Origin of the sequence: Agromyces sp. GXS1127 (assembly GCF_050565425.1) — a bacterium.
Lineage (GTDB): Bacteria > Actinomycetota > Actinomycetes > Actinomycetales > Microbacteriaceae > Agromyces.
In genome coordinates this window covers 128,014-149,295 of the sequence record NZ_JBOCIG010000004.1, presented here as the reverse complement: position 1 = coordinate 149,295, position 21,282 = coordinate 128,014, and the positions used below count along the sequence as shown (strand labels likewise).

Sequence of the window (21,282 nt, the reverse complement as noted above, 5' to 3'; positions counted from 1 at the left end):
GCGGCCGTGGTCACTGCCGGCGTCACGGCCGCCGGCGCTAGCGCCAGGCCTCGCGGACGAGCGCGAGCAGCGCGGCCCGGTCGACGCCGTTCAGCCGCGCCTCGTCGACCAGGTCGTGGATGGCGCCCGCGAGCGCCGTGTGGTGGCCGAGCCGCTTCGCGACCGTCGCGCCGCGGCCGGGGTGCAGTTCGATGAACCCCTCGTCCCGGAGCACCCGGTAGGCACGGAGCGCGGTGTTGACGTTGACCCCGAGCTGCTCGGCGAGGCCGCGCGCGGGCGGCAGACGCTCGCCGAAGCCGATCCTGCCGTCGACGATCGCGGCGCGGACGGCGTCGGCGAGGCGCTCGAAGAGCGGTCCGTCGGCGGCGGGGTCGATGCGGATGCGCACGGCCCCGAGGATAGCAGTTCAGTCAATTGCGCTAGCTGAACTGTCGCAAGTTGCTTGTCGCGCCATCCGCTCACTGTCAGGATGGCTGACCGTGACCACCGAAGCCCCATCCCCCGCTTCCCTTCCCCCCGCCTCGTCGCCCGTCCGGCGCGTCGCCTGGGCGTCAATGATCGGCACGTCCCTCGAGTCGTTCGACTTCTACGTCTTCGCGTACTTCAGCGCCTACTTCATCGGGCCGCTGTTCTTCGACCCGCTCGGGGACTTCGGCGGCACGCTCGCCGCGTTCGCGACGATCGGCGTGGCCTTCGTCGTGCGCCCGATCGGCGCCGCGATCTTCGGCCACATGGGCGACCGGCTCGGACGGCGGGCGACCCTGCTCTGGACGATCGGCATCATGGGCGTCGCGACCGGCCTCATCGGCCTGCTCCCGACGTACGCGCAGGCCGGATGGCTCGGCGCCGTACTCCTCGTCCTGCTGCGCATCGCGCAGGGCCTGTCGCTCGGCGGCGAGTGGGGCGGGTCGATCCTCCTCGCGACCGAGCACTCCAGCCCGGTCAAGCGGGCCTTCTACGCGGCGGTGCCGCAGCTCGGCTCGCCCGTCGGCTCCATCCTCTCCGCGGTCGTCTTCATCGTGATGACGCTGGCGCTGCCGGCCGAGGAGCTCGCGGCGTGGGGCTGGCGCATCCCGTTCCTGCTCGCCATCCCGCTGCTCGCGGTCTCGCTCTACCTGCGGCTGACGATCGACGAGACGCCCGTATTCAACGCCGTCGTCCAGGAGCAGCGCCGCGACCGGGTGCCGTTCGCGACCATGTTCCGCGCCCAGCCCGCCGCCCTGATCATCGCCTTCGGCGCGGCCCTGCTCGGCATCGGCTCGTACTCGCTGATGAACACCTACACGATCAACTACGGGGTCGGCACGCTCGGCTTCAGCTTCCAGGACCTCCTCGTGGCGACCACGATCGGCGGGCTCCTGCAGCTCGTGACCATCCCGCTCTTCGGCTGGTGGGCGACGCGCATCGGCTCGGCGAGGGTCGTCGCCTACGGCGCACTCGGGACGCTGCTCATCACGTTCCCGATGTACTACCTGCTGCAGTTCGCGAGCTTCCCCGTGCTCGTCGGCACCATGATCGTCGGCGGCATCCTGCCGACCATGTCGTGGGCGGCGCTCGGCGGGCTCATGAACGACCTGTTCGCCGACCACTACCGCTACTCGGCCCTGTCGGTGGCATACGCGGTCGCGGCGGCGGTCAGCGGATTCATCCCCCTCGTCACCACCCTGCTGGGCGAGTCGACGGCGTACGTGTGGTGGCACCCGGGCGTGGTCCTCGCCCTGCTCTCGGCGATCACGCTCGTCTCCGCGTGGGCGGCCGGGCGGGTGCGACACGCGCCGATCTCCGAGGACGGCCGCGAGGTCGAGCCGGCGAACGCCTGAGGCGCATCGAGGGCGGATGCCGCGGCGCGCGCCCGCGGCATCCGCCCTCGTCGATCGTGGGGGGCGGGCATCCGGATCGCCTCCGGCCACGGCGCAATCCCCCGACTCCGGTAGGCTGGACTGTCTCACATTCAGGCACCCCACTGGACTCGGTGCCGCACATACCGAACCGGAGCATCATGACCGACACCGCGCGCATCCCCGACAAGCCGGCACTCGAGGGCCTCGAATCCAAGTGGGGCGGTGCCTGGGAGACCGAGGGCACCTACCGGTTCGACCGCACCGGGGCGACCCGCGAGGCGATGTACTCGATCGACACGCCCCCGCCGACCGCCTCCGGTTCGCTGCACATCGGCCACGTCTTCTCCTACACGCACACCGACGTGATGGCGCGCTTCCAGCGCATGCGCGGGAAGTGCGTCTTCTACCCGATGGGCTGGGACGACAACGGCCTCCCGACCGAGCGCCGCGTGCAGAACTACTACGGCGTCCGCTGCGACCCGTCGCTGCCCTACGACGCCGACTTCACCCCGCCATTCCAGGGCACCGAGGGCAAGACGATCAAGCCGGCCGACCAGGTGCCGATCAGCCGCCGGAACTTCATCGAGCTCTGCGAGCGGCTCACCGCGGAGGACGAGCAGCAGTTCGAGGCGCTCTGGCGCACGCTCGGGCTCTCCGTCGACTGGACGCAGACGTACCGCACCATCGCCGACGAGGCGCTCTTCACGTCGCAGCTCGCGTTCATCCGCAACGTCGAGCGCGGCGAGGCCTACCAGGCGCTCGCTCCCACGCTGTGGGACGTGACGTTCCGCACCGCCGTCGCGCAGGCCGAGCTCGAGGACCGCGAGCAGCCCGGCCACTACCACCGCGTCGCGTTCGCCAAGCCCGACGGCGGACACATCGAGATCGAGACGAGCCGGCCCGAGCTGATCCCCGCGTGCGTCGCGCTCGTCGCGCACCCCGACGACGAGCGCTACCGGCCGCTCTTCGGTACCACGGTCACCACGCCCGTGTTCGGCGTCGAGGTGCCCGTCGTGGCGCACCACCTCGCGCAGAAGGACAAGGGCACCGGCATCGCCATGATCTGCACCTTCGGCGACGTGACCGACGTCGTCTGGTGGCGCGAGCTCGACCTGCCGAACCGCGCGATCATCGGCTTCGACGGCCGCATCATCGCCGAGGCGCCCGAGGCGATCACCTCGGAGGCCGGCCGCGAGGCCTACGCGAAGCTCGCCGGCAAGACGACGTTCTCCGCCAAGCAGGCCGTCGTCGAGCTGCTGCGCGAGTCGGGCGACCTGCTCGCGGACCCGAAGGCGATCACCCACCCGGTGAAGTTCTACGAGAAGGGCGACCGCCCGCTCGAGATCGTCTCGACCCGCCAGTGGTACATCGTGAACGGCGCGCGCGACGAGTCGCTGCGCGACCGGCTCATCCAGCGCGGCCGCGAGATCGACTGGCACCCCGACTTCATGCGCGTGCGCTACGAGAACTGGGTCGGCGGCCTCGCCGGCGACTGGCTCATCTCGCGCCAGCGCTTCTTCGGCGTGCCGATCCCCGTGTGGTACCCGATCGACGGCGAGGGCAACCCGGTGTTCGAGGACCCCATCGTCGCCACGCGCGAGATGCTGCCCGTCGACCCGTCCTCGACCACGGCGCCGGGCTACGAGGAGTCGCAGCGCGGACAGGCCGGCGGCTTCATCGGCGAGCACGACATCATGGACACCTGGGCGACCTCGTCGCTCACGCCGCAGCTCGCCGGCGGCTGGGAGCGCGACCCGGAGCTGTTCGACCTCGTCTTCCCGTACTCGCTCCGCCCCCAGGGCCAGGACATCATCCGCACCTGGCTGTTCTCGACGGCGCTCCGCGCCGAGCTCGAGCACGGCGTCACCCCCTGGTCCAACGCGGCGGTCTCCGGCTTCATCGTCGACCCCGACCGCAAGAAGATGTCGAAGTCCAAGGGCAACGTGGTGACCCCGGCCGGCCTGCTCGAGCAGCACGGCTCCGACGCGGTGCGCTACTGGGCGGCATCCTCGCGACTCGGCACCGACGCGGCATTCGACCCCCAGAACCCGACGCAGGTGAAGATCGGTCGCCGCCTCGCCATCAAGGTGCTGAACGCCGCGAAGTTCATCCTCACCTTCGAGGGCGCAGCGGATGCCGCGGTGACGGTGCCCCTCGACCGGAGCATGCTCGCCGGGCTCGCGACGGTCGTCGAGCAGGCCACCCGGGCGCTCGAGGCGTACGACCACGCGCGCGCCCTCGAGGTGACGGAGACGTTCTTCTGGACGTTCTGCGACGACTACCTCGAGCTCGTGAAGGAGCGCGCCTACGGCGCGGCGAGCCCCGAGCAGGCCTCGGCCGTCGCCGCGCTGAAGACGGCGCTCAGCGTGCTGCTGCGGCTGTTCGCACCGGTCATCCCGTACGCGACGGAGGAGGCGTGGAACTGGTCGAACGAGGGGTCGGTCCACCTGGCCGCCTGGCCGTCGGTCGACGAGCTCGCCGCACGCGGCGAGGCGGGGGTCGAGCTCCTCGAGCTCGCGAGCCTCGCGCTCACCGGCATCCGCCGCGCGAAGACCGACGCGAAGGCCTCGCAGAAGACGCCGGTCGCGAGCGCGGTGATCGCCGCTCCCGCGGCCGCGACCGCCCTCCTCGCCTCGGCCGAGGGCGACCTGCGCGCCGTCGGACGCATCGCCGACCTCGGCTTCGCCGGGGCCGACGAGCTCGAGGTGCGCGACATCGTGCTCGAGCTCCCGAAGGAGGAGGCCAGCGCATGAGCGTGACGATCCGGGACGTCGCGGAGAACGACTTCTTCGCCTGGCTGCCCCTGTTCGACGCCTACTCGTCGACCCGCGGACGGCGGCTCGACGACACCAAGGCCCTCATCGTGTGGAGCTGGATCCAGGATCCGAGGAACCCGCTGCGAGCCGCCGTCGCGGTCGACGGCGAGGGCACGATGGTCGGGCTCGTCCACGCGCACCCCGAACCGCGCACGCTCGACGCGACCGTGGGGATCGTGGTCGACGACCTGTTCGTCGTCGAGGCGGACCGCCGCAACGGCGTCGCCGGACGGCTGCTCGATCGCGTCCGCGCCCTCGCGGCCGAGCTCCACGCGACGCGGATCACCTGGACGAACGACGCGGCGGACTCCGAGTCGCTGCGACGCTCCGACGAGGTCGCCCGCCGCTCCCCCGCGGTCGTGTTCGAGATGGCGCCCTGATGCAGCTCGGGACGCGCTGGGCGTTCGGCGACGAGCCGCCGAGGTCGGTGCCGATGGAGCTGCGCCCGAGGATCGCCGCCGCCGAGTCGGGGACGCCGGACGGCGCCGGCCGCCACTGGACCCTCACCTGGCTCGAAGGCCGGCCCATCGCCGAGCTCGACGACGGCACGGTCGTGACGCTCGAGGCGCCGAGCGGAAGCCCGGTCGACGACGACGAGTGGTGATCACGCCCGGGCGATGATCTCGCCGTGCGGCATGAGGAACCACCCGTCGGGGTCGCCTGCCCACCGCCGCCACGCCGCCGAGATCTCCTCGAGCTCGGCGCGCGTCGCGTGGCCGGACTCGATCGCGTGCGCGGCGAAGGTCGATTCGAGCGCACGCTCGGCCCAGTTCCCGCCCCACCACTCGCGATCGCGGTCGGAGGCGAACACCCAGACCGACCCGCTCGCCTCGACGTCGTCGAAGCCGGCGGCGCGCGCCCATCCGGTGAGGTGGCGGCCCGCGGTGCCGTCGCCCCCGTTCCAGGCGCAGATGCGCTCGTTCAGCTCGCGCCAGCGGGCCAGCTCGGATGACTCCGGACTCCAGATGACGCCGCCGTAGTCGACGTCGCGCGCGGCCAGGAGACCACCGGGCCGCAGCACACGACGGAACTCGCGCAGCGCCTCGATCGGGCGGGCCAGGTGCTGGAGCACCTGGTGGGCGTGCACGACGTCGAACACCCCGTCCGGGAAGTCGAGGCGGTACGCGTCGCCCTGCCGGAACTCCGCGTTCGCGACGCCCTCGCTCTCCGCGAGGCCCTGCGCTCGCGCGACGACGTCGGGGGACGAATCCACGCCGACGACCACCCCCGGACGCACGCGGCGGCCCAGGTCGAGCGTGATGGTTCCCGGACCGCTGCCGATGTCGAGGACGCGCATCCCCTCGCGGAGGTGCGGGGCGAGGTACGCCGCGGAGTTGTCGACGGTGCGCCATTCATGCACCCGCAGGACGCTCTCGTGGTGGCCGTGCATGTAGGCGTCTCGGGTCGACGCCGCGGTCTGCTGCATGGTCCGAGCCTATGCCTCGGCGCGGCCCGGCGCGCCGGTGGAAACGACGAGGGAGGCCCCGTCCGGGACCTCCCTCGTCGGATCGACGACTCAGATCGCGAAGCCGAGCGCGCGCATCATGTCGCGCCCGTCGTCCGTGATCCGCTCGGGACCCCACGGCGGCATCCACACCCAGTTGATGCGGAACCGCTCGACCGTGCCGTCGAGGGCTTCGGCGGTCTGCTCCTCGATGACGTCGGTGAGCGGGCAGCCCGCGCTCGTCAGCGTCATGTTGATGACGAGCGCGTCGTGCTCGTCGTCCCAGTTCAGGTCGTAGATGAGGCCGAGGTCGACGATGTTGACGCCGAGCTCGGGGTCGACGACATCCTTCAGCGCCTCACTGATCTCATCGAAGCGCTCGGGTGCGAGTGAGGTGACCATGCGTTCAGCCTACGCCCGACTACTGCGTCGCCGACTCGGCGACGTGGTAGCGGTCGTAGCCCTCCTCCTCGAGGCGGTCGGCGAGCTCGGGCCCGCCCTGCTCGGCGATCCTGCCCGCGACGAACACGTGCACGAAGTCGGGCTTGATGTAACGGAGGATGCGCGTGTAGTGCGTGATGAGCAGGATGCCGAGGCCCGTGTTCCCGTGGGCGCGGTTCACGCCCTCGGACACGACCTTGAGCGCGTCGACGTCGAGGCCCGAGTCGGTCTCGTCGAGCACCGCGAACTTCGGCTTGAGCAGCTCGAGCTGGAGGATCTCGTTGCGCTTCTTCTCGCCGCCCGAGAAGCCCTCGTTGACGTTGCGCTCGGCGAACGCGGAGTCCATCTTGAGGTCGGTCATCGCGCCGCGGACGTCCTTCAGCCACGTGCGGATCGAGGGCGCCTCGCCGTCGATCGCGGTCTTCGCGGTGCGGAGGAAGTTGGTCACCGTGACGCCCGGGATCTCGACCGGGTACTGCATGGCGAGGAACATGCCCGCGCGGGCGCGCTCGTCGACGGACATCTCGAGCACGTTCTCGCCGTCGAGCAGGATCTCGCCCTCGACGACCGTGTACTTCGGGTGACCCGCGATCGTGTAGGCGAGGGTCGACTTGCCGGAGCCGTTCGGCCCCATGATCGCGTGGATCTCGCCCTCGCGGATGGTCAGGTCGACGCCGCGGAGGATCTCGCGGGTGCCCTGGTCGGTCTCGACGTTGACGTGCAGGTTCTTGATCTCGAGCACGGACATGGTGATTCGGTGTCTCTTTTCGTTGGGCCCGGCCGCGCGGGCCGGGAGGTCATGGGAGGTCGGGTCAGACGGCGAGCTTCACCGCGGGGTCGATGAAGACGCCCCCGTCGGTGATCTCGACCTGGTAGACGGGTACGGGCTCGTAGGCCGGCAGCGTGAGCGGCTTGCCCGTGAGGAGGGAGAACTTCGAGCCGTGGGCCCAGCACTCGAGCGTGTCGTCCTCGACGAATCCCTCGGAGAGCGAGATGTCGCCGTGGGTGCAGGTGTCGCCGATGGCGAAGATGTCGCCGGCCGCGTCCTTCACGACGGCGATGGGCACGCCGTCGACGACGAACTTCTGCGCCTCATTGGTCGCGAGGTCGTCGACCCCGCACACGCGAGTGGATGCCACGTCAGCTCCCCTGGAGTTCCGCTTCGAGCGCCCGGATGAGACGCTCCTCGAGTTCGGCGTCGCCGATCTGCTGCACGACCTCGGCGAGGAAGCCGCGGACGACCAGGCGTCGTGCCTCGTCCTCCGGGATGCCTCGCGCCTGCAGGTAGAACAGCTGCTCGTCGTCGAACCGGCCGGTCGCCGAGGCGTGGCCGGCGCCCTCGATGTCGCCCGTCTCGATCTCGAGGTTCGGGATCGAGTCGGCACGGGTGCCGTCGGTGAGCACGAGGTTGCGGTTCTGCTCGTAGCTGTCGGTGCCGGTGGCCGTGTTGCCGATGAGCACGTCGCCGATCCAGACGCTGCGCGCGCCCTCGCCCTGCAGCGCGCCCTTGTAGGTCACACGCGAGCGGGTGTGCGGTGCGTCATGGTGGACGAACACCTGCTGCTCGAGGTGCTGGCCGGCGTCGGAGAAGTAGAGCCCGAGCGCCTCGACGTCGCCGCCCTGCTCGGCGAGGTGCGTCGACGGGTTGACCCGGACCACCTTGCCGCCGAGCGAGACGACGATGTGCTTGAGCTTGGCGTCGCGGGCGATCCGCGCGAAGTGGCTCGCGAGGTGGACCGACTCGTCCGTCCACTCCTGGAGCGAGACGACGGTGAGGTTCGCTCCCTCGCCGACGACGACCTCGACGTTCTCGGTGAGGCGTGCGTCGCCGGTGCCCCGCAGGACGACGAGTCCGCGGCTGTTCGGGGCCGCCTCGATGATCGTGTGCGCGGCGCGCGCTCCCGTGCCGAGACCCGAACGGGTCACCGTGACGGTCTTCGCCTCCTCGCCGCCGACGGCGACGAGCAGGGCCTCGCCGAAGCTCGACCACGCGTTCGCGGAGGCGCGCTCCTCCGGCGCGCCGGCGCGGCCGATGCGGGCGTCGTCGCGCGGGATCCAGGAGACGGTCACATCCGCGGCATCCGTCGACTCGACCTCGACGCGCGACCCGTCGAGCTCACCCGAGGTGAGGTCGGCGAACGCGGCGACGGGCGACAGCTTCCACTCGTGCTCGCGGCCCGTGACGGGAGCGAAGTCGGCGACGTCGGTCGACCGGAACCGCTCGGAGCGCGTCTGCACGGGAACGACCGGGCCGTCGGAGTGCGCACGGATGCCGTGCTGCTCGGGGGTGGGCAGGGCGGTGCTCTGCATCGCGGTGCTCATCGGTTAGCCGACCGATCCTTCCATGCCCATCTCGATGAGCTTGTTGAGTTCCATCGCGTACTCCATGGGCAGCTCGCGCGCGATCGGCTCGATGAAGCCGCGCACGATCATCGCCATGGCCTCGTCCTCCGGGAGGCCGCGCGACATCAAATAGAAGAGCTGCTCCTCGCTGACCTTCGAGACCGTCGCCTCGTGGCCGAGCTGCACGTCGTCCACGCGGATGTCGATCGCCGGGTAGGTGTCGGAGCGCGAGATGGTGTCGACCAGGAGCGCGTCGCAGCGCACGGTGTTCGCGGAGTGGTGCGCATTGGCATCCACCCGCACCTCGCCGCGGTAGCCCGCACGGCCGCCGCCGCGCGCGATCGACTTCGAGACGATCGACGACTGCGTGTACGGCGCCATGTGGATCATCTTCGCGCCGGCGTCCTGGTGCTGGCCCGGGCCCGCGAACGCGACCGAAAGGGTCTCGCCCTTCGCATGCTCGCCCATGAGGAAGATCGACGGGTACTTCATCGTCACCTTGGAGCCGATGTTGCCGTCGACCCACTCCATGGTGGCGCCCTCGTGCGCGACGGCGCGCTTGGTGACGAGGTTGTACACGTTGTTCGACCAGTTCTGGATCGTCGTGTAGCGAACGCGGGCGTTCTTCTTCACGATGATCTCGACGACGGCCGAGTGCAGCGAATCGGACTTGTAGATCGGGGCCGTGCAGCCCTCGATGTAGTGGACGTAGCTGTCCTCGTCGGCGATGATGAGCGTCCGCTCGAACTGGCCCATGTTCTCGGTGTTGATCCGGAAGTAGGCCTGCAGCGGGATCTCGACGTGCACGCCCTTCGGGACGTACACGAACGAGCCGCCCGACCACACCGCGGTGTTCAGCGCGGCGAACTTGTTGTCGCCCGCCGGGATGACCGTGCCGAAGTACTCCTCGAAGAACTCGGGGTGCTCGCGGAGCGCGGTGTCGGTGTCGAGGAAGATGACGCCCTGCTCCTCGAGGTCTTCTCGGATCTGGTGGTAGACGACCTCGGACTCGTACTGCGCGGCGACGCCGGCGACGAGGCGCTGGCGCTCGGCCTCTGGGATGCCGAGGCGCTCGTACGTGTTGCGGATGTCCTCGGGGAGGTCCTCCCAGGTCTGCGCCTGCTTCTCGGTGGACCGGACGAAGTACTTGATGTTGTCGAAGTCGATGTCCGACAGGTCGGCGCCCCACGACGGCATGGGCTTCCGATCGAAGAGCTGGAGGCCGCGCATGCGGCGCTGCAGCATCCACTCGGGCTCGTCCTTCAGGCGCGAGATGTCGGCCACCACTTCGGGCGACAGGCCGCGGCGAGCGGATGCCCCGGCCACGTCGGAGTCGGACCAGCCGAACTCGTACGTGCCGAGCCCCTCCAACTCGGGGCGGTCGATGAGTACGTCCGTCATGCTCTCCCTCTTCTCCTCCCGCGTACCGGCTATCAGTCCGGCCCACCCCCGGCCTTCCGGTCGAGGTGCCGGTTCGGTCGTGGGGTGATGTGCGGGCGGCTTCGTCGCGAACCTACAATGGAGATGCTCCGCGGCGCGCGCGCACGCGGAATCGCATCAACCAATCAAGACTACAGGGTCGGCGATGCCGAGGGCCCGACTCCCAGCGCCCTCCCACCGCGATCCGGATCAGGAATCGACGAGCGTGAACCGCTTCATCGCGTGGCTGCCCGACCGGATCGACCTCCGCGTGCGCGTGACCGCATGGATCTCCTTCGTGCTCAACGTGCTCATCATCGCCACCGGAGGGGCCGTGCGCCTCACGGGCTCCGGCCTCGGCTGCAGCGATTGGCCCGTGTGCGTCCCTGGGTCGCTCACGCCGACGCCCGAACTCGGCATCCACGGTGTCATCGAGTTCGGGAACCGCACGATCAGCGGGCCGCTGCTCATCACCGCCATCCTCGTGCTGGTCTTCGTCTGGCGCATCCGAGGCGAACGACGCGACCTCTTCCGGCTCGCGGTGCTCGTCCTCGCCCTCGTCGTCGTCCAAGCGCTCGTGGGGGCGTTCGTCGTCTGGCAGGAGCTCGCCGCGCTGCTCGTCGGCTTCCACTACACGGTGTCGGTCGTCATCGTGTGCCTCACGGCCGCGTTCCTCGCACGGATGGGCGAGCCCGCCGGGCGGCGCGAGCTCGCGGTGCCGAGGCCGTTCGCGATCCTCACGCACGCGACCAGCCTCGTGCTCGCCGTCACCGTGGTCGTCGGCGTGATGACGACCGCATCGGGCCCGCACTCCGGCGATGAGGACGTCGTGCGCACCGGCGTCGACGCGAGCCTGCTCGCGCACGTGCACGCCTGGCCCGGCTACGTCCTCGGCGCGCTGCTCGCGACGCTCCTCACCTGGGCCGCGGTCAGGCACCTGCGACCCCTGCGGTGGCTGCTCGTGCTGCTCGCGGTCGTCCTGGTGCAGATCGGCGTCGGGCTGTACCAGGCCCGCAACGGTCTGCCTCCACTGGCGGTCGGCGTGCACATGGTCCTCGCGTCGCTCTCGGCGGCGACGATGACCGTCGTGGTGCTGAGCCTCAAGCGCCCGGCGGCGGCGGATGCCACCTCGGATGCCCCGGCCATGGCGGCATCCGCTCGCTGACGTCGTCCGGTCACGCGGCGCCACGCCCGAGCAGCGCCTCGGCCGCCCGCCACCGCCTCCCATGGGAGGGATGCCGTCGCGCATCACGCCACCGCGATCGACCACATCTCGGCGACCTCGGCCCCGACACGGGCTCGGGCACGCTCGTCCCTCACGATCCTCCAGGACACGGCGCAGGAGGGCCGTCTTCCCGATGCCGCGCCGACCGGAGACAACGACGGTCTGCGCCTCCCCTGGGCTGCCCGATCGCGGAGCGCTCCGACGACGACGAACTCCCGGTCGCGCCCGACGAGGCCGGACCGGTTCGCCGGTACCGGCGCACGAGTCTGGCGCTGCGACAGCCCGAATCAGGGCACCCCCGAGACCCCGAGGATCCCCCACCACCGCGACATTCCCGGGACCGTGCCGACCCGGAACGAGGCTCAGAAGGGCAGCAGCGGGTCGATGCCGACCGCGAGGAAGAGCAGCGACAGGTAGATGATCGAGCCGTGGAAGACCCGCATCGGCGAGACCTCCTGGCCGCGGATCGCCAGGTTGTAGAGGCGGTGGCATTCGGCGACGAACCACACGCCGGTCACGAGCGCGACGCTCGAGTAGAGCAGCCCCATTCCGGCGATCGGGATGAGGAGCAGCGATGCCGCGACGGTCGCGTACGCGTAGAGGATGACCTGGAGGCCGACCTGCGCGCGGCCGCGTACGACGGCGAGCATCGGCACCCCGGCGGCGGCGTAGTCGTCCTTGTACTTCATGGAGAGCGGCCAGTAGTGCGGCGGCGTCCAGAGGAAGATGATCAGGAACAGGATGAACGGCGCCCAGTCGAGGCTGCCGGTCACCGCGGCCCAGCCGATGAGCACGGGCATGCAGCCGGCGACGCCGCCCCACACGATGTTCTGCGCGGTGCGGCGCTTCAGGATCAGGCTGTAGAACACGACGTACAGCAGGATGGCGAGCAGCGAGAGGCCGGCCGCGACCCAGTTGGTGAACACGCCGAGCCAGACGATCGAGGCGATGCCGAGCGCGTAGGCGAACACGAGCGCCTCGCGGTCGGTGAGCTCGCCCGTGACCAGCGGGCGGCCCTTCGTGCGCTTCATGACCCGGTCGATGTCGCGGTCGATGTAGCAGTTGAACGCGCCCGCCGAACCGGCACTCATCGCGCCGCCGACGAGGGTCGCGAGCAGCAGCCAGACGTCGGGCAGGCCGTTCGAGGCCAGGATCATGGTCGGCGCGGTGACGACGAGCAGCAGCTCGATCACGCGAGGCTTGGTGAGGGCGACGTATGCGGCGACCTTGCGTCGCACGTTCGTCGTCCGTCGAGCGTCACGGATGGTCGGCGCGGCCTGCATGAATCCCTCTTCCGGGCGCGCGCCGAGGTGGCGGGGCGCGCGCAACCCGTTCGATTCTAGGCCATCCGACCACCTCCGGGCGGACGTCAAGCCCCGTCACAGAGTGAGGGCGACTCCATATACTGAAGCCAGCGCGCCCGGAGGCGCGGATTCGACGTGCAACTCCACCTGACGCATGACCGGATCGGTCCCGGGCTCCACCGCGCCGTCGCGTTTCCCCGGCGGGTCCGGGAGCCGAATGGAGAGGCTCCCCGACGCCGTCACGACCGGAAGGAACCCCAACCCGTGGCAACTCTGCACTGGGACACCATCGACGATCGCGCGGTCGACACGTCGCGCGTGCTCGCGGCCGACGCCGTGGAGAAGGTCGGCAACGGCCACCCCGGCACGGCGATGAGCCTCGCACCCGTCGCGTACCTGCTCTTCCAGAAGGTGATGCGCCGCGACCCGGCCGACCACGACTGGCTCGGCCGCGACCGCTTCATCCTGTCGGCGGGCCACAGCTCGCTGACGCAGTACGTCCAGCTCTACCTCGCCGGCGACGGCCTCGAACTGTCCGACCTGCAGGCGCTGCGGACGTGGGGCTCGAAGACCCCCGGGCACCCCGAGTACGGCCACACGGCCGGCGTCGAGATCACGACCGGGCCGCTCGGCCAGGGCCTCGCATCGGCGGTCGGCTTCGCCTACGCCTCGCGCTACGAGCGCGGCCTGTTCGACCCCGAGACGCCGGCCGGCGAGAGCCCGTTCGACCACCACGTCTACGTCATCGCGAGCGACGGCGACCTCGAGGAGGGCGTGACGAGCGAGGCCTCCTCGCTCGCCGGCCACCAGCAGCTCGGCAACCTCGTCGTGATCTACGACTCGAACCAGATCTCGATCGAGGACGACACCGACATCGCGTTCACCGAGGACGTCGCGAAGCGCTACGAGGCCTACGGATGGCACGTGCAGACCGTCGACTGGAAGAAGTCCGGCGAGTACGTCGAGGATGTCGCGGAGCTCCACGACGCCATCGAGGCGGCGAAGGCCGAGACCGGCAAGCCGTCGATCATCATCCTGAAGACGATCATCGGCTGGCCCGCGCCGAACAAGCAGAACACGGGCAAGATCCACGGTTCGGCGCTCGGAGCCGAGGAGCTCGCCGCGACGAAGGAGGTGCTCGGCTTCGACCCGGAGCAGAACTTCGTCGTCGCCGACGAGGTCATCGAGCACACGCGCGGGAACGCCCGCGACCGCGCCGCCGAAGCCAAGCAGGCCTGGGATGCCGCGTTCGAGGCGTGGGCCGCGGCGAACCCGGAGCGCAAGGCGCTGCTCGACCGCCTCGAGGCCGGCGAGCTGCCGGAGGGCCTCGAGGACGTGCTGCCCGTGTTCGAGGCGGGAAAGGACGTCTCGACGCGCGCCGCATCGGGCAAGGTCATCAACGCGCTCGCGGCCGAACTGCCCGAGCTGTGGGGCGGGTCCGCCGACCTGGCGGAGTCGAACCTCACCACGATCAACGGCGCGCCGTCGTTCATCCCGGCGGAGCACTCGACCGAGGAGTTCCCGGGCAACCCGCAGGGCCGGGTGCTGCACTTCGGCATCCGCGAGCACGCGATGGGCTCGATCCTGAACGGCATCGTGCTGCACGGGCCCACCCGCGCGTTCGGCGGCACCTTCCTGATCTTCAGCGACTACATGCGTCCGGCGGTGCGCCTCGCGGCGCTCATGCAGATCCCGTCGATCTTCGTCTGGACCCACGACTCCGTCGCGCTCGGCGAGGACGGCCCGACGCACCAGCCGATCGAGCAGCTGAGCTCGCTCCGCGCCATCCCGAACCTCGCGGTGGTGCGACCCGGCGACGCGAACGAGACCGCGTACGCGTGGCTCGAGATCCTGAAGCGCCGCGGCGGCCCCGCGGGCATCGCCCTGACCCGCCAGAACATCCCCGTGTTCGAGCGCGGCGACGGCGCGGCATCCGGTGACACGCTCGCCTCGGCCGCGAACGTCGCGAAGGGCGCGTACGTCCTCGCGGAGGCCGCGTCGGGCGAGCCCGACGTGATCCTCATCGCGACGGGCTCCGAGGTGCAGGTCGCCCTGGCCGCCCGCGAGGCGCTGGCCGCCGAGGGCGTGCACGCCCGCGTCGTCTCCGCGCCGAGCCTGGAGTGGTTCGAGGAGCAGGATGCCGCGTACCGCGAGTCCGTCCTGCCGAGCTCGGTCACCGCGCGCGTCAGCGTCGAGGCGGGCCTCGCGCTCACCTGGTACCGCTACCTCGGCACGCGCGGCCGCGCCGTCTCGATCGAGCACTTCGGCGCGTCCGCCGACTACAAGACCCTGTTCCGCGAGTTCGGCATCACGTCTGAGCACGTCGTCGCCGCCGCGAAGGAATCGCTCGCCGCCGCCTGAGGCCGAGCATGAAGGAGACCACGCTCATGAGCACCAGCACCCCCACCGCGGCCCTGTCGACGGCCGGCGTCAGCATCTGGCTCGACGACCTCTCGCGCGAGCGCATCGCCTCGGGCGGCCTCGAGCGGCTCATCGCCGAGCGCGACGTCGTCGGCGTCACGACCAACCCGACGATCTTCGCGAGCGCACTCGCCAACGGCGACGCCTACCGCGACCAGGTCGCCGCCCTCGCGACGGACGGCGCCGACGTCGACCGCGCCGTCTTCGAGATCACCACCGACGACGTGCGCGACGCCGCCGATCACTTCCGCCCCGTCTACGACCGCACCGACGGCTACGACGGACGCGTCTCGATCGAGGTCTCCCCCGACCTCGCGCACGACACCGAGGCGACCATCGCCGAGGCGCACCGGCTCTGGGATCGGGTCGACCGTCCCAACGCGATGATCAAGATCCCCGCCACCAAGGCCGGGCTCCCGGCGATCACCGCCGCGATCGGCGCGGGCATCAGCGTCAACGTGACCCTGATCTTCAGCCTCGACCGGTACCGCGAGGTCATCGACGCCTACCTGACCGGGCTCGAGCAGGCGAAGGCCGCGGGAATCGACCTGTCGACCATCCACTCCGTCGCATCGTTCTTCGTCTCGCGGGTCGACACCGAGATCGACAAGCGACTCGAGGCGATCGGGTCGCCCGAGGCGCTCGCGCTGAAGAGCCGCGCCGGCGTGGCCAACGCGCGCCTCGCCTACGAGCTGTACCTGCAGCAGTTCGGCGCGCCTCGCACCGTCGCGCTGCTCGATGCCGGAGCCAACCGCCAGCGCCCGCTCTGGGCCTCGACCGGCGTGAAGGACCCGGCCCTGCCGGACACGCTCTACGTGACGGAGCTCGTCGCGCACGGCGTCGTCAACACGATGCCGGAGAAGACCCTCGAAGCCACCTTCGACCACGGCGTGATCGAAGGCGACACCGTCACCGGCGCCTTCGCGGAGGCCGGTCGTGTGCTCGATGCACTGGCGAAGGTCGGCGTCGACTACGACGACGTCACCGAGCTCCTCGAACGCGAGGGCGTCGACAAGTTCATCGTGTCCTGGAACGAGCTGCTCGACACCGTGCGCAGCGCCCTGGAGGCAGCTCGGTGAATGTCCGCATCTCCGTGAGCGGCCCCGCGGCCGACGCGGTCCGCCGCGTCGTGCCGCGACTCGTGGCCGATCGCGTCGCGACGGGCATCACCGCCCTCGACGCGAGCCTCTGGGGGGCGGGCGCCGAAGCGGAGGCCGCGAACCGGCTCGGCTGGACCGAGGCCATCGCGGTTTCGCGTCCGCTGCTTCCCGAGATCGCCGCGCTGCGCGACGATTTCCGGGCCCGCGGCATCGACCACGTCGTGCTGGCGGGCATGGGCGGCTCCTCGCTCGCCCCTGAGGTCATCGCGCGCACCGCGCGAGCCCACCTCACGGTGCTCGACTCCACCCACCCCGACCAGGTGCGCGCGGCCCTCGCCGATCGGATCGAGCGGACGGTGCTCGTCGTCGCATCCAAGTCGGGTTCGACCGTCGAGACGGATTCGCAACGCCGCGCGTACGAGCAGGCGTTCGGCGAAGCCGGGATCGACCCGGCCACGCGCATCGTCGTGGTCACCGATCCGGGTTCACCCCTCGACGAGTCCGCGCGTGCCGCCGGCTACCGCGTCTTCACGGCGGACCCCTCCGTCGGCGGACGGTACTCGGCGCTCACCGCGTTCGGCCTCGTCCCCACCGGGCTCGCCGGGGTGGACCTCGACGAGCTCCTCGACGAGGCCGAGACGATCGAGCTGAGCCTCGCGATCGACAGCGAGGAGAATCCGGGGCTGGTCCTCGGTGCCGCGATCGCGGCGACCGAGCCGCGCCGGGACAAGCTCGCCATCGTCGCCGACGGCACCCACATCGTCGGCTTCGCCGACTGGGCCGAGCAGCTCATCGCGGAGTCGACCGGGAAGGAGGGGGTCGGCATCCTCCCGGTGGTACTGCCGCCGGATGCCCCCGAGCTGACCACGCGGCCGGACGACCTCCAGGTCGTCCGGCTCGTCGACGACGCGGGCACCGAGCGGTTCGTGGACGACACCGACGGCGAGATCCGCGTGTCCGGCACGCTCGGCGCGCAGTTGCTCGCCTGGGAGTACGCGACGGCCGTCGCCGGCCGCCTGCTCGGCATCAACCCGTTCGACCAGCCCGACGTCGAGTCGGCGAAAGTCGCCGCACGCGGACTCCTCGAGGCGCGCCCAGAGCCGATGCCGGCGGCCTTCGTCGCCGACGGTATCCAGGTCCGCGGCACCCCCGACGTGATCGGTGCCGCCAGCGACCTCGCGTCCGCCATCGAGGTGCTGCTCGACGAGGTCCCGGCCGACGGCTACCTGGCGGTCCACGCCTACGTCGACCGGGTCGCGCACCCGGCGTTCGCCGAGCTCCGCGACCTGCTCGCCGCGCGCAGCGGGCGACCGGTCACCTTCGGCTGGGGGCCGCGCTTCCTGCACTCGACCGGCCAGTACCACAAGGGCGGACCGGCGCACGGGGTGTTCCTCCAGCTGGTGCAGCGGCCCGCCGACGACCTGCCCGTGCCCGGACGGCCCTTCACCTTCGGCGAGCTGATCGCCGCACAGGCCTCCGGCGACGCCACCGTCCTGGCCGAGCACGGCCGGCCGGTCCTCACATTGACCCTGCCCGATCCGAGCGCCGACCTGCGGTCGCTGCGCGAGGCCATCGGCTGACCCTGGAGCGCACATGCATCCGGTCGAGATCACGGCGACGCACAATCCGTTGCGATCGCCCAAGGACTACCGCCTGAACCGGATCGCCGGCCCGTCGAGCCTCATCATCTTCGGCGTCACCGGCGACCTCTCCCGCAAGAAGCTCATGCCCGCCGTCTACGACCTCGCGAACCGGGGGCTCCTTCCCCCGGGCTTCGCGCTCGTCGGCTTCGCGCGACGCGACTGGGAGGACCAGGACTTCGCCCAGGTCGTGCACGACTCGGTGAAGCAGTACTCCCGCACCGAGTTCCGCGAGGACGTGTGGAAGCAGCTCGCCCGCGGCATCCGCTTCGTGCAGGGGACGTTCGACGACGACGAGGCGTTCGGGCGCCTGCGGCGCACCGTCGACGACCTCGACCGCGAGCGGGGCACGATGGGCAACCACGCGTTCTACCTGTCGATCCCCCCGAAGTCCTTCCCGCAGGTCACCGAGCAGCTGAAGCGGTCGGGCCTGACCGAGCAGAAGGGCGACCAGTGGCGGCGCGTCGTCATCGAGAAGCCGTTCGGATCCGACCTGAAGACGGCCATCGAACTGAACGACGTCGTCGCCTCGGTCTTCCCGCCCGACGCGGTGTTCCGCATCGACCACTACCTCGGCAAGGAGACGGTCCAGAATATCCTCGCCCTGCGGTTCGCGAACCAGCTCTACGAGCCCATCTGGAACGCCAACTTCGTCGACCACGTGCAGATCACGATGGCCGAGGACATCGGCGTCGGCGGCCGGGCCGGCTACTACGACGGCATCGGTGCGGCACGCGACGTCATCCAGAACCACCTGCTGCAGCTGCTCGCGCTCACGGCGATGGAGGAGCCGATCTCGTTCGACGCGGCCGACCTGCGCGCCGAGAAGGAGAAGATCCTGCGCGCGGTCCGGCTGCCCGCCGACCTCGCAGCGGCGACCGCCCGTGGGCAGTACTCCGGCGGATGGCAGGGGGGCGAGAAGGTCACGGGCTTCCTCGACGAGGACGGCATGAACCCCGACTCGACGACCGAGACCTACGCCGCCATGAAGCTGCTCATCGGCACGCGCCGCTGGGCCGGCGTCCCGTTCTACCTGCGGGCGGGCAAGCGGCTCGGTCGTCGCGTGACCGAGATCGCGGTCGTCTTCAAGCGCGCACCGCAGCAGGTGTTCGCCGACAGCCAGACCTCGCAGCTCGGCCAGAACGCGCTCGTGATCCGCGTGCAGCCCGACGAGGGCGTCACGATCCGCTTCGGTTCCAAGGTCCCGGGAGCCGGCATGCAGGTCCGCGACGTGACCATGGACTTCGGGTACGGCCACGCCTTCACGGAAGCCAGCCCCGAAGCGTACGAGCGGCTCATCCTCGACGTGCTGCTCGGCGACCCGCCGCTCTTCCCGCGACAGGAGGAGGTCGAGCTCTCCTGGAAGATCCTCGACCCCATCGAGGAGTTCTGGGCGACGCAGGGCCGCCCCGAGCAGTACAAGCCCGGTTCGTGGGGCCCGCCGTCGGCCGACGCGCTCCTCGCCCGCGACGGACGCACCTGGAGGCGGCCATGATCGTCGAACTGCCCGACACCACCACGAGCCAGGTCTCGAAGACGCTCGTCAAGATCCGCGAAGAGGGCGGCGTCGTCGCCCTCGGCCGCGTGCTCACCCTCGTGATCGCGACCACGCACGACGGCGAGGAGGAGGCGATCGAGGCCGCCAACGACGCGTCCCGCGAGCACCCGATGCGCGTCATCGTGGTCTCCACCGAGGACGAGGGCGACTCGGCCGCCAGCAGGCTCGACGCGGAGATCCGCGTCGGCGGCGACGCGGGCGCAAGCGAGGTCGTCATCCTGCGCGCGAGCGGGGATGCCGCGCTCGACGAGCAGGGACTCGTGATGGGGCTGCTGCTCCCTGACGCGCCCGTCGTCACCTGGTGGCCCGGCGCCGCGCCCGAGATCCCCGGCGACTCGCCGCTCGGTCGGATCGCCCAGCGCCGGATCACCGACGCCTCGGCGCAGCCCGACCCCCAGGCCGCGCTCGACGCCCTGGCCACGAGCTACCGCCCGGGCGACGCCGACTTCGCCTGGACCCGGCTCACGCTCTGGCGTGCCCAGCTCGCCGCCGTCGTCGACCAGCCGCCGTACGAGTCGGTGCAGACCGTGCAGGTCACCGGTTCGATCGACTCCCCGTCGACGACGCTCCTCGCCGCGTGGCTGTCGATGCAGCTCGGCGCATCGACGAACTGCGCGCTGACCGGCCTGGAGCACGGCTCGCACGGCATCCGCGGCGTCTACCTCGGCCGATCGAGCGGCACGATCGAGCTCGTCCGCGACGTCCCCGGCGTCGCGACCCTCCGTCAGCCCGGCCAGCCGGTCCACGACGTGGCACTCCCCCGCCGGAGCCTCCGGGACTGCCTCGCCGACGAGCTGCGGCGCCTCGATCCGGACGAACTGTACGGTGAGGTGATCACGCGGGGAGTCGGCCTGCTTCCCGACCATCGGACCCCGAACCGCGAAGGAGCCACCGCATGACCAACGAGCGGCGCGTACTCGTCCACCCCGACAAGGACACCCTCGCCGGGGCGGTCGCCGCCCGTTTCGTCACCAAGGTGCTCGACCTGCTCGACGTGCAGGAGACCATCCACGTGGTGCTCACGGGCGGATCGATGGGTGCGGCCGTGCTCGAGGCCGTTCGGGAGTCGCCGGCCCAGAAGTCGGTGGACTGGCAGCGCGTGCACTTCTGGTGGGGCGACGAGCGGTGGGTGCCCGCGGGGCACGAGGACCGCAACGACCGGCAGTCGCGCGAGGCGCTCCTCGATGCGCTCGGGCTGCCCGAGGAGCACGTCCACCCGTTCCCGGCCTCCGACTCGGGGCTCTCGCTCGACGAGGCGGCCCACGCCTATGCCGCCGAGCTCGCGGCGCACGGCGCCGAGGGCCTCCCCCACCCCGTCTTCGACATCGTGTTCCTCGGGGTCGGTCCCGACGGACACGTCGCATCGCTCTTCCCGCACCGTTCCGGCATCCAGGTCGTCGACCGGCCCGTCATCCCCGTTCGCGAGTCGCCGAAGCCGCCGCCCGAGCGGTTGAGCCTCACGCGCCCGGTGATCAACGCCGCGCAGCGGGTGTGGCTGGTCCTCGCCGGCGCCGACAAGGCCTCGGCGCTCGGGCTCGCACTCGCCGGCGCGAGCCGCGACGAGGTGCCCGTCGCCGGCATCAAGGGCCGTCGACGCACGGTGTTCTTCGTGGATCAGGATGCCGCGGCCGAGGTGCCGGACGCCCTCATCGCGCGCGACTACTGAGCACGCCGCCGGCGGTCGCGACGGCCCGGGCCTGACACCACGACCCCGACACCACGACGAACGG

The 21,282-nt window shown here is 70.8% G+C and carries 19 protein-coding genes; 11 read left to right on the top strand and 8 right to left on the bottom strand.

Features of this window, described 5'->3' with window-relative positions; translation table 11 throughout:
• Positions 1-37: 37 nt before the first annotated feature.
• Positions 38-388, bottom strand: coding sequence for a GntR family transcriptional regulator (locus tag ACQ393_RS08670; RefSeq protein WP_430646428.1), 351 nt, complete (start codon positions 386-388; stop codon positions 38-40).
• A 166-nt stretch (positions 389-554) separates the two neighbouring features.
• Here ACQ393_RS08670 and ACQ393_RS08665 point away from each other — a divergent pair, with 166 nt between their 5' ends.
• The 4 genes from ACQ393_RS08665 to ACQ393_RS08650 all read left to right on the top strand — a co-directional run bounded on the left by ACQ393_RS08665 (position 555) and on the right by ACQ393_RS08650 (position 5,261).
• Complete coding sequence (locus ACQ393_RS08665) at positions 555-1,820, top strand: MFS transporter (protein WP_430646427.1); 1,266 nt, start codon at positions 555-557, stop codon at positions 1,818-1,820.
• A 179-nt stretch (positions 1,821-1,999) separates the two neighbouring features.
• Positions 2,000-4,594 (top strand): valine--tRNA ligase, encoded by a 2,595-nt coding sequence (valS, locus tag ACQ393_RS08660; protein ID WP_430646426.1) that lies wholly within the window; start codon positions 2,000-2,002, stop codon positions 4,592-4,594.
• On the top strand, positions 4,591-5,037 hold the full coding sequence (locus ACQ393_RS08655; RefSeq protein ID WP_430646425.1) for an N-acetyltransferase family protein: 447 nt from the start codon (positions 4,591-4,593) through the stop codon (positions 5,035-5,037). Before valS ends, ACQ393_RS08655 begins: the two co-directional genes overlap by 4 nt.
• Positions 5,037-5,261 carry a hypothetical protein gene (locus ACQ393_RS08650; protein WP_430646424.1) on the top strand — a complete coding sequence of 75 codons (225 nt, stop codon included), beginning with the start codon at positions 5,037-5,039 and terminating at the stop codon, positions 5,259-5,261. Before ACQ393_RS08655 ends, ACQ393_RS08650 begins: the two co-directional genes overlap by 1 nt.
• Here the strand turns inward: ACQ393_RS08650 and ACQ393_RS08645 are convergent, their stop codons facing one another.
• The 6 genes from ACQ393_RS08645 to sufB all read right to left on the bottom strand — a co-directional run bounded on the left by ACQ393_RS08645 (position 5,262) and on the right by sufB (position 10,286).
• A complete protein-coding gene (locus ACQ393_RS08645; protein ID WP_430646423.1) occupies positions 5,262-6,083 on the bottom strand; it encodes a methyltransferase domain-containing protein in 822 nt (273 codons plus the stop codon).
• 90 nt (positions 6,084-6,173) lie between these two features.
• Positions 6,174-6,503, bottom strand: coding sequence for a metal-sulfur cluster assembly factor (locus ACQ393_RS08640; RefSeq protein WP_092669939.1), 330 nt, complete (start codon positions 6,501-6,503; stop codon positions 6,174-6,176).
• A gap of 19 nt (positions 6,504-6,522) precedes the next feature.
• Entirely contained in the window at positions 6,523-7,290 is a 768-nt protein-coding gene (sufC, locus tag ACQ393_RS08635) for a Fe-S cluster assembly ATPase SufC (protein ID WP_430646422.1), read from the bottom strand.
• Positions 7,291-7,354: 64 nt separating this feature from the next.
• Entirely contained in the window at positions 7,355-7,681 is a 327-nt protein-coding gene (locus tag ACQ393_RS08630; RefSeq protein ID WP_328289096.1) for a non-heme iron oxygenase ferredoxin subunit, read from the bottom strand.
• A 1-nt stretch (position 7,682) separates the two neighbouring features.
• Positions 7,683-8,852 carry a Fe-S cluster assembly protein SufD gene (gene sufD / locus ACQ393_RS08625; protein ID WP_430646421.1) on the bottom strand — a complete coding sequence of 390 codons (1,170 nt, stop codon included), beginning with the start codon at positions 8,850-8,852 and terminating at the stop codon, positions 7,683-7,685.
• A 15-nt stretch (positions 8,853-8,867) separates the two neighbouring features.
• Positions 8,868-10,286 (bottom strand): Fe-S cluster assembly protein SufB, encoded by a 1,419-nt coding sequence (gene sufB / locus ACQ393_RS08620; RefSeq protein ID WP_430646420.1) that lies wholly within the window; start codon positions 10,284-10,286, stop codon positions 8,868-8,870.
• A 244-nt stretch (positions 10,287-10,530) separates the two neighbouring features.
• Between sufB and ACQ393_RS08615 the strand changes: the two genes are divergently transcribed.
• Positions 10,531-11,469, top strand: a complete 939-nt coding sequence (locus tag ACQ393_RS08615; protein WP_430646419.1) for a COX15/CtaA family protein — start codon at positions 10,531-10,533, stop codon at positions 11,467-11,469.
• Between the two features lie 422 nt (positions 11,470-11,891).
• Here the strand turns inward: ACQ393_RS08615 and ACQ393_RS08610 are convergent, their stop codons facing one another.
• Positions 11,892-12,812 carry a heme o synthase gene (locus tag ACQ393_RS08610; protein WP_430646713.1) on the bottom strand — a complete coding sequence of 307 codons (921 nt, stop codon included), beginning with the start codon at positions 12,810-12,812 and terminating at the stop codon, positions 11,892-11,894.
• Positions 12,813-13,097: 285 nt separating this feature from the next.
• Between ACQ393_RS08610 and tkt the strand changes: the two genes are divergently transcribed.
• Genes tkt through pgl form a run of 6 tightly spaced genes read left to right on the top strand, consistent with a single transcriptional unit; the run spans position 13,098 to position 21,218 of the window.
• Positions 13,098-15,194 carry a transketolase gene (tkt, locus tag ACQ393_RS08605; protein WP_430646418.1) on the top strand — a complete coding sequence of 699 codons (2,097 nt, stop codon included), beginning with the start codon at positions 13,098-13,100 and terminating at the stop codon, positions 15,192-15,194.
• 26 nt (positions 15,195-15,220) lie between these two features.
• Positions 15,221-16,333: a transaldolase gene (tal, locus tag ACQ393_RS08600; RefSeq protein WP_430646417.1), complete on the top strand. Its 1,113-nt coding sequence runs from the start codon at positions 15,221-15,223 to the stop codon at positions 16,331-16,333.
• Complete coding sequence (locus ACQ393_RS08595) at positions 16,330-17,934, top strand: glucose-6-phosphate isomerase (protein WP_430646416.1); 1,605 nt, start codon at positions 16,330-16,332, stop codon at positions 17,932-17,934. The genes tal and ACQ393_RS08595 overlap by 4 nt, the downstream gene beginning before the upstream one ends.
• 13 nt (positions 17,935-17,947) lie before the next feature.
• A complete protein-coding gene (gene zwf / locus ACQ393_RS08590; RefSeq protein ID WP_430646415.1) occupies positions 17,948-19,489 on the top strand; it encodes a glucose-6-phosphate dehydrogenase in 1,542 nt (513 codons plus the stop codon).
• Complete coding sequence (locus tag ACQ393_RS08585; RefSeq protein ID WP_430646414.1) at positions 19,486-20,451, top strand: glucose-6-phosphate dehydrogenase assembly protein OpcA; 966 nt, start codon at positions 19,486-19,488, stop codon at positions 20,449-20,451. The genes zwf and ACQ393_RS08585 overlap by 4 nt, the downstream gene beginning before the upstream one ends.
• Positions 20,448-21,218: a 6-phosphogluconolactonase gene (gene pgl / locus ACQ393_RS08580; protein WP_430646413.1), complete on the top strand. Its 771-nt coding sequence runs from the start codon at positions 20,448-20,450 to the stop codon at positions 21,216-21,218. Before ACQ393_RS08585 ends, pgl begins: the two co-directional genes overlap by 4 nt.
• The last annotated feature ends 64 nt before the right edge of the window (positions 21,219-21,282 follow it).

Excerpts from the sequence above, each read along its gene's own strand:
- sufD (WP_430646421.1), bottom strand. The coding sequence starts at position 8,852 with ATGCAGAGCACCGCCCTGCCCACCCCCGAGCAGCACGGCATCCGTGCG.
- pgl (WP_430646413.1), top strand. The coding sequence starts at position 20,448 with ATGACCAACGAGCGGCGCGTACTCGTCCACCCCGACAAGGACACCCTC.
- ACQ393_RS08650 (WP_430646424.1), top strand. The coding sequence starts at position 5,037 with ATGCAGCTCGGGACGCGCTGGGCGTTCGGCGACGAGCCGCCGAGGTCG.
- zwf (WP_430646415.1), top strand. The coding sequence starts at position 17,948 with ATGCATCCGGTCGAGATCACGGCGACGCACAATCCGTTGCGATCGCCC.
- ACQ393_RS08610 (WP_430646713.1), bottom strand. The coding sequence starts at position 12,812 with ATGCAGGCCGCGCCGACCATCCGTGACGCTCGACGGACGACGAACGTG.
- valS (WP_430646426.1), top strand. The coding sequence starts at position 2,000 with ATGACCGACACCGCGCGCATCCCCGACAAGCCGGCACTCGAGGGCCTC.
- tal (WP_430646417.1), top strand. The coding sequence starts at position 15,221 with ATGAGCACCAGCACCCCCACCGCGGCCCTGTCGACGGCCGGCGTCAGC.
- ACQ393_RS08640 (WP_092669939.1), bottom strand. The coding sequence starts at position 6,503 with ATGGTCACCTCACTCGCACCCGAGCGCTTCGATGAGATCAGTGAGGCG.
- ACQ393_RS08665 (WP_430646427.1), top strand. The coding sequence starts at position 555 with ATGATCGGCACGTCCCTCGAGTCGTTCGACTTCTACGTCTTCGCGTAC.
- ACQ393_RS08655 (WP_430646425.1), top strand. The coding sequence starts at position 4,591 with ATGAGCGTGACGATCCGGGACGTCGCGGAGAACGACTTCTTCGCCTGG.
- ACQ393_RS08645 (WP_430646423.1), bottom strand. The coding sequence starts at position 6,083 with ATGCAGCAGACCGCGGCGTCGACCCGAGACGCCTACATGCACGGCCAC.
- ACQ393_RS08585 (WP_430646414.1), top strand. The coding sequence starts at position 19,486 with ATGATCGTCGAACTGCCCGACACCACCACGAGCCAGGTCTCGAAGACG.
- sufC (WP_430646422.1), bottom strand. The coding sequence starts at position 7,290 with ATGTCCGTGCTCGAGATCAAGAACCTGCACGTCAACGTCGAGACCGAC.
- sufB (WP_430646420.1), bottom strand. The coding sequence starts at position 10,286 with ATGACGGACGTACTCATCGACCGCCCCGAGTTGGAGGGGCTCGGCACG.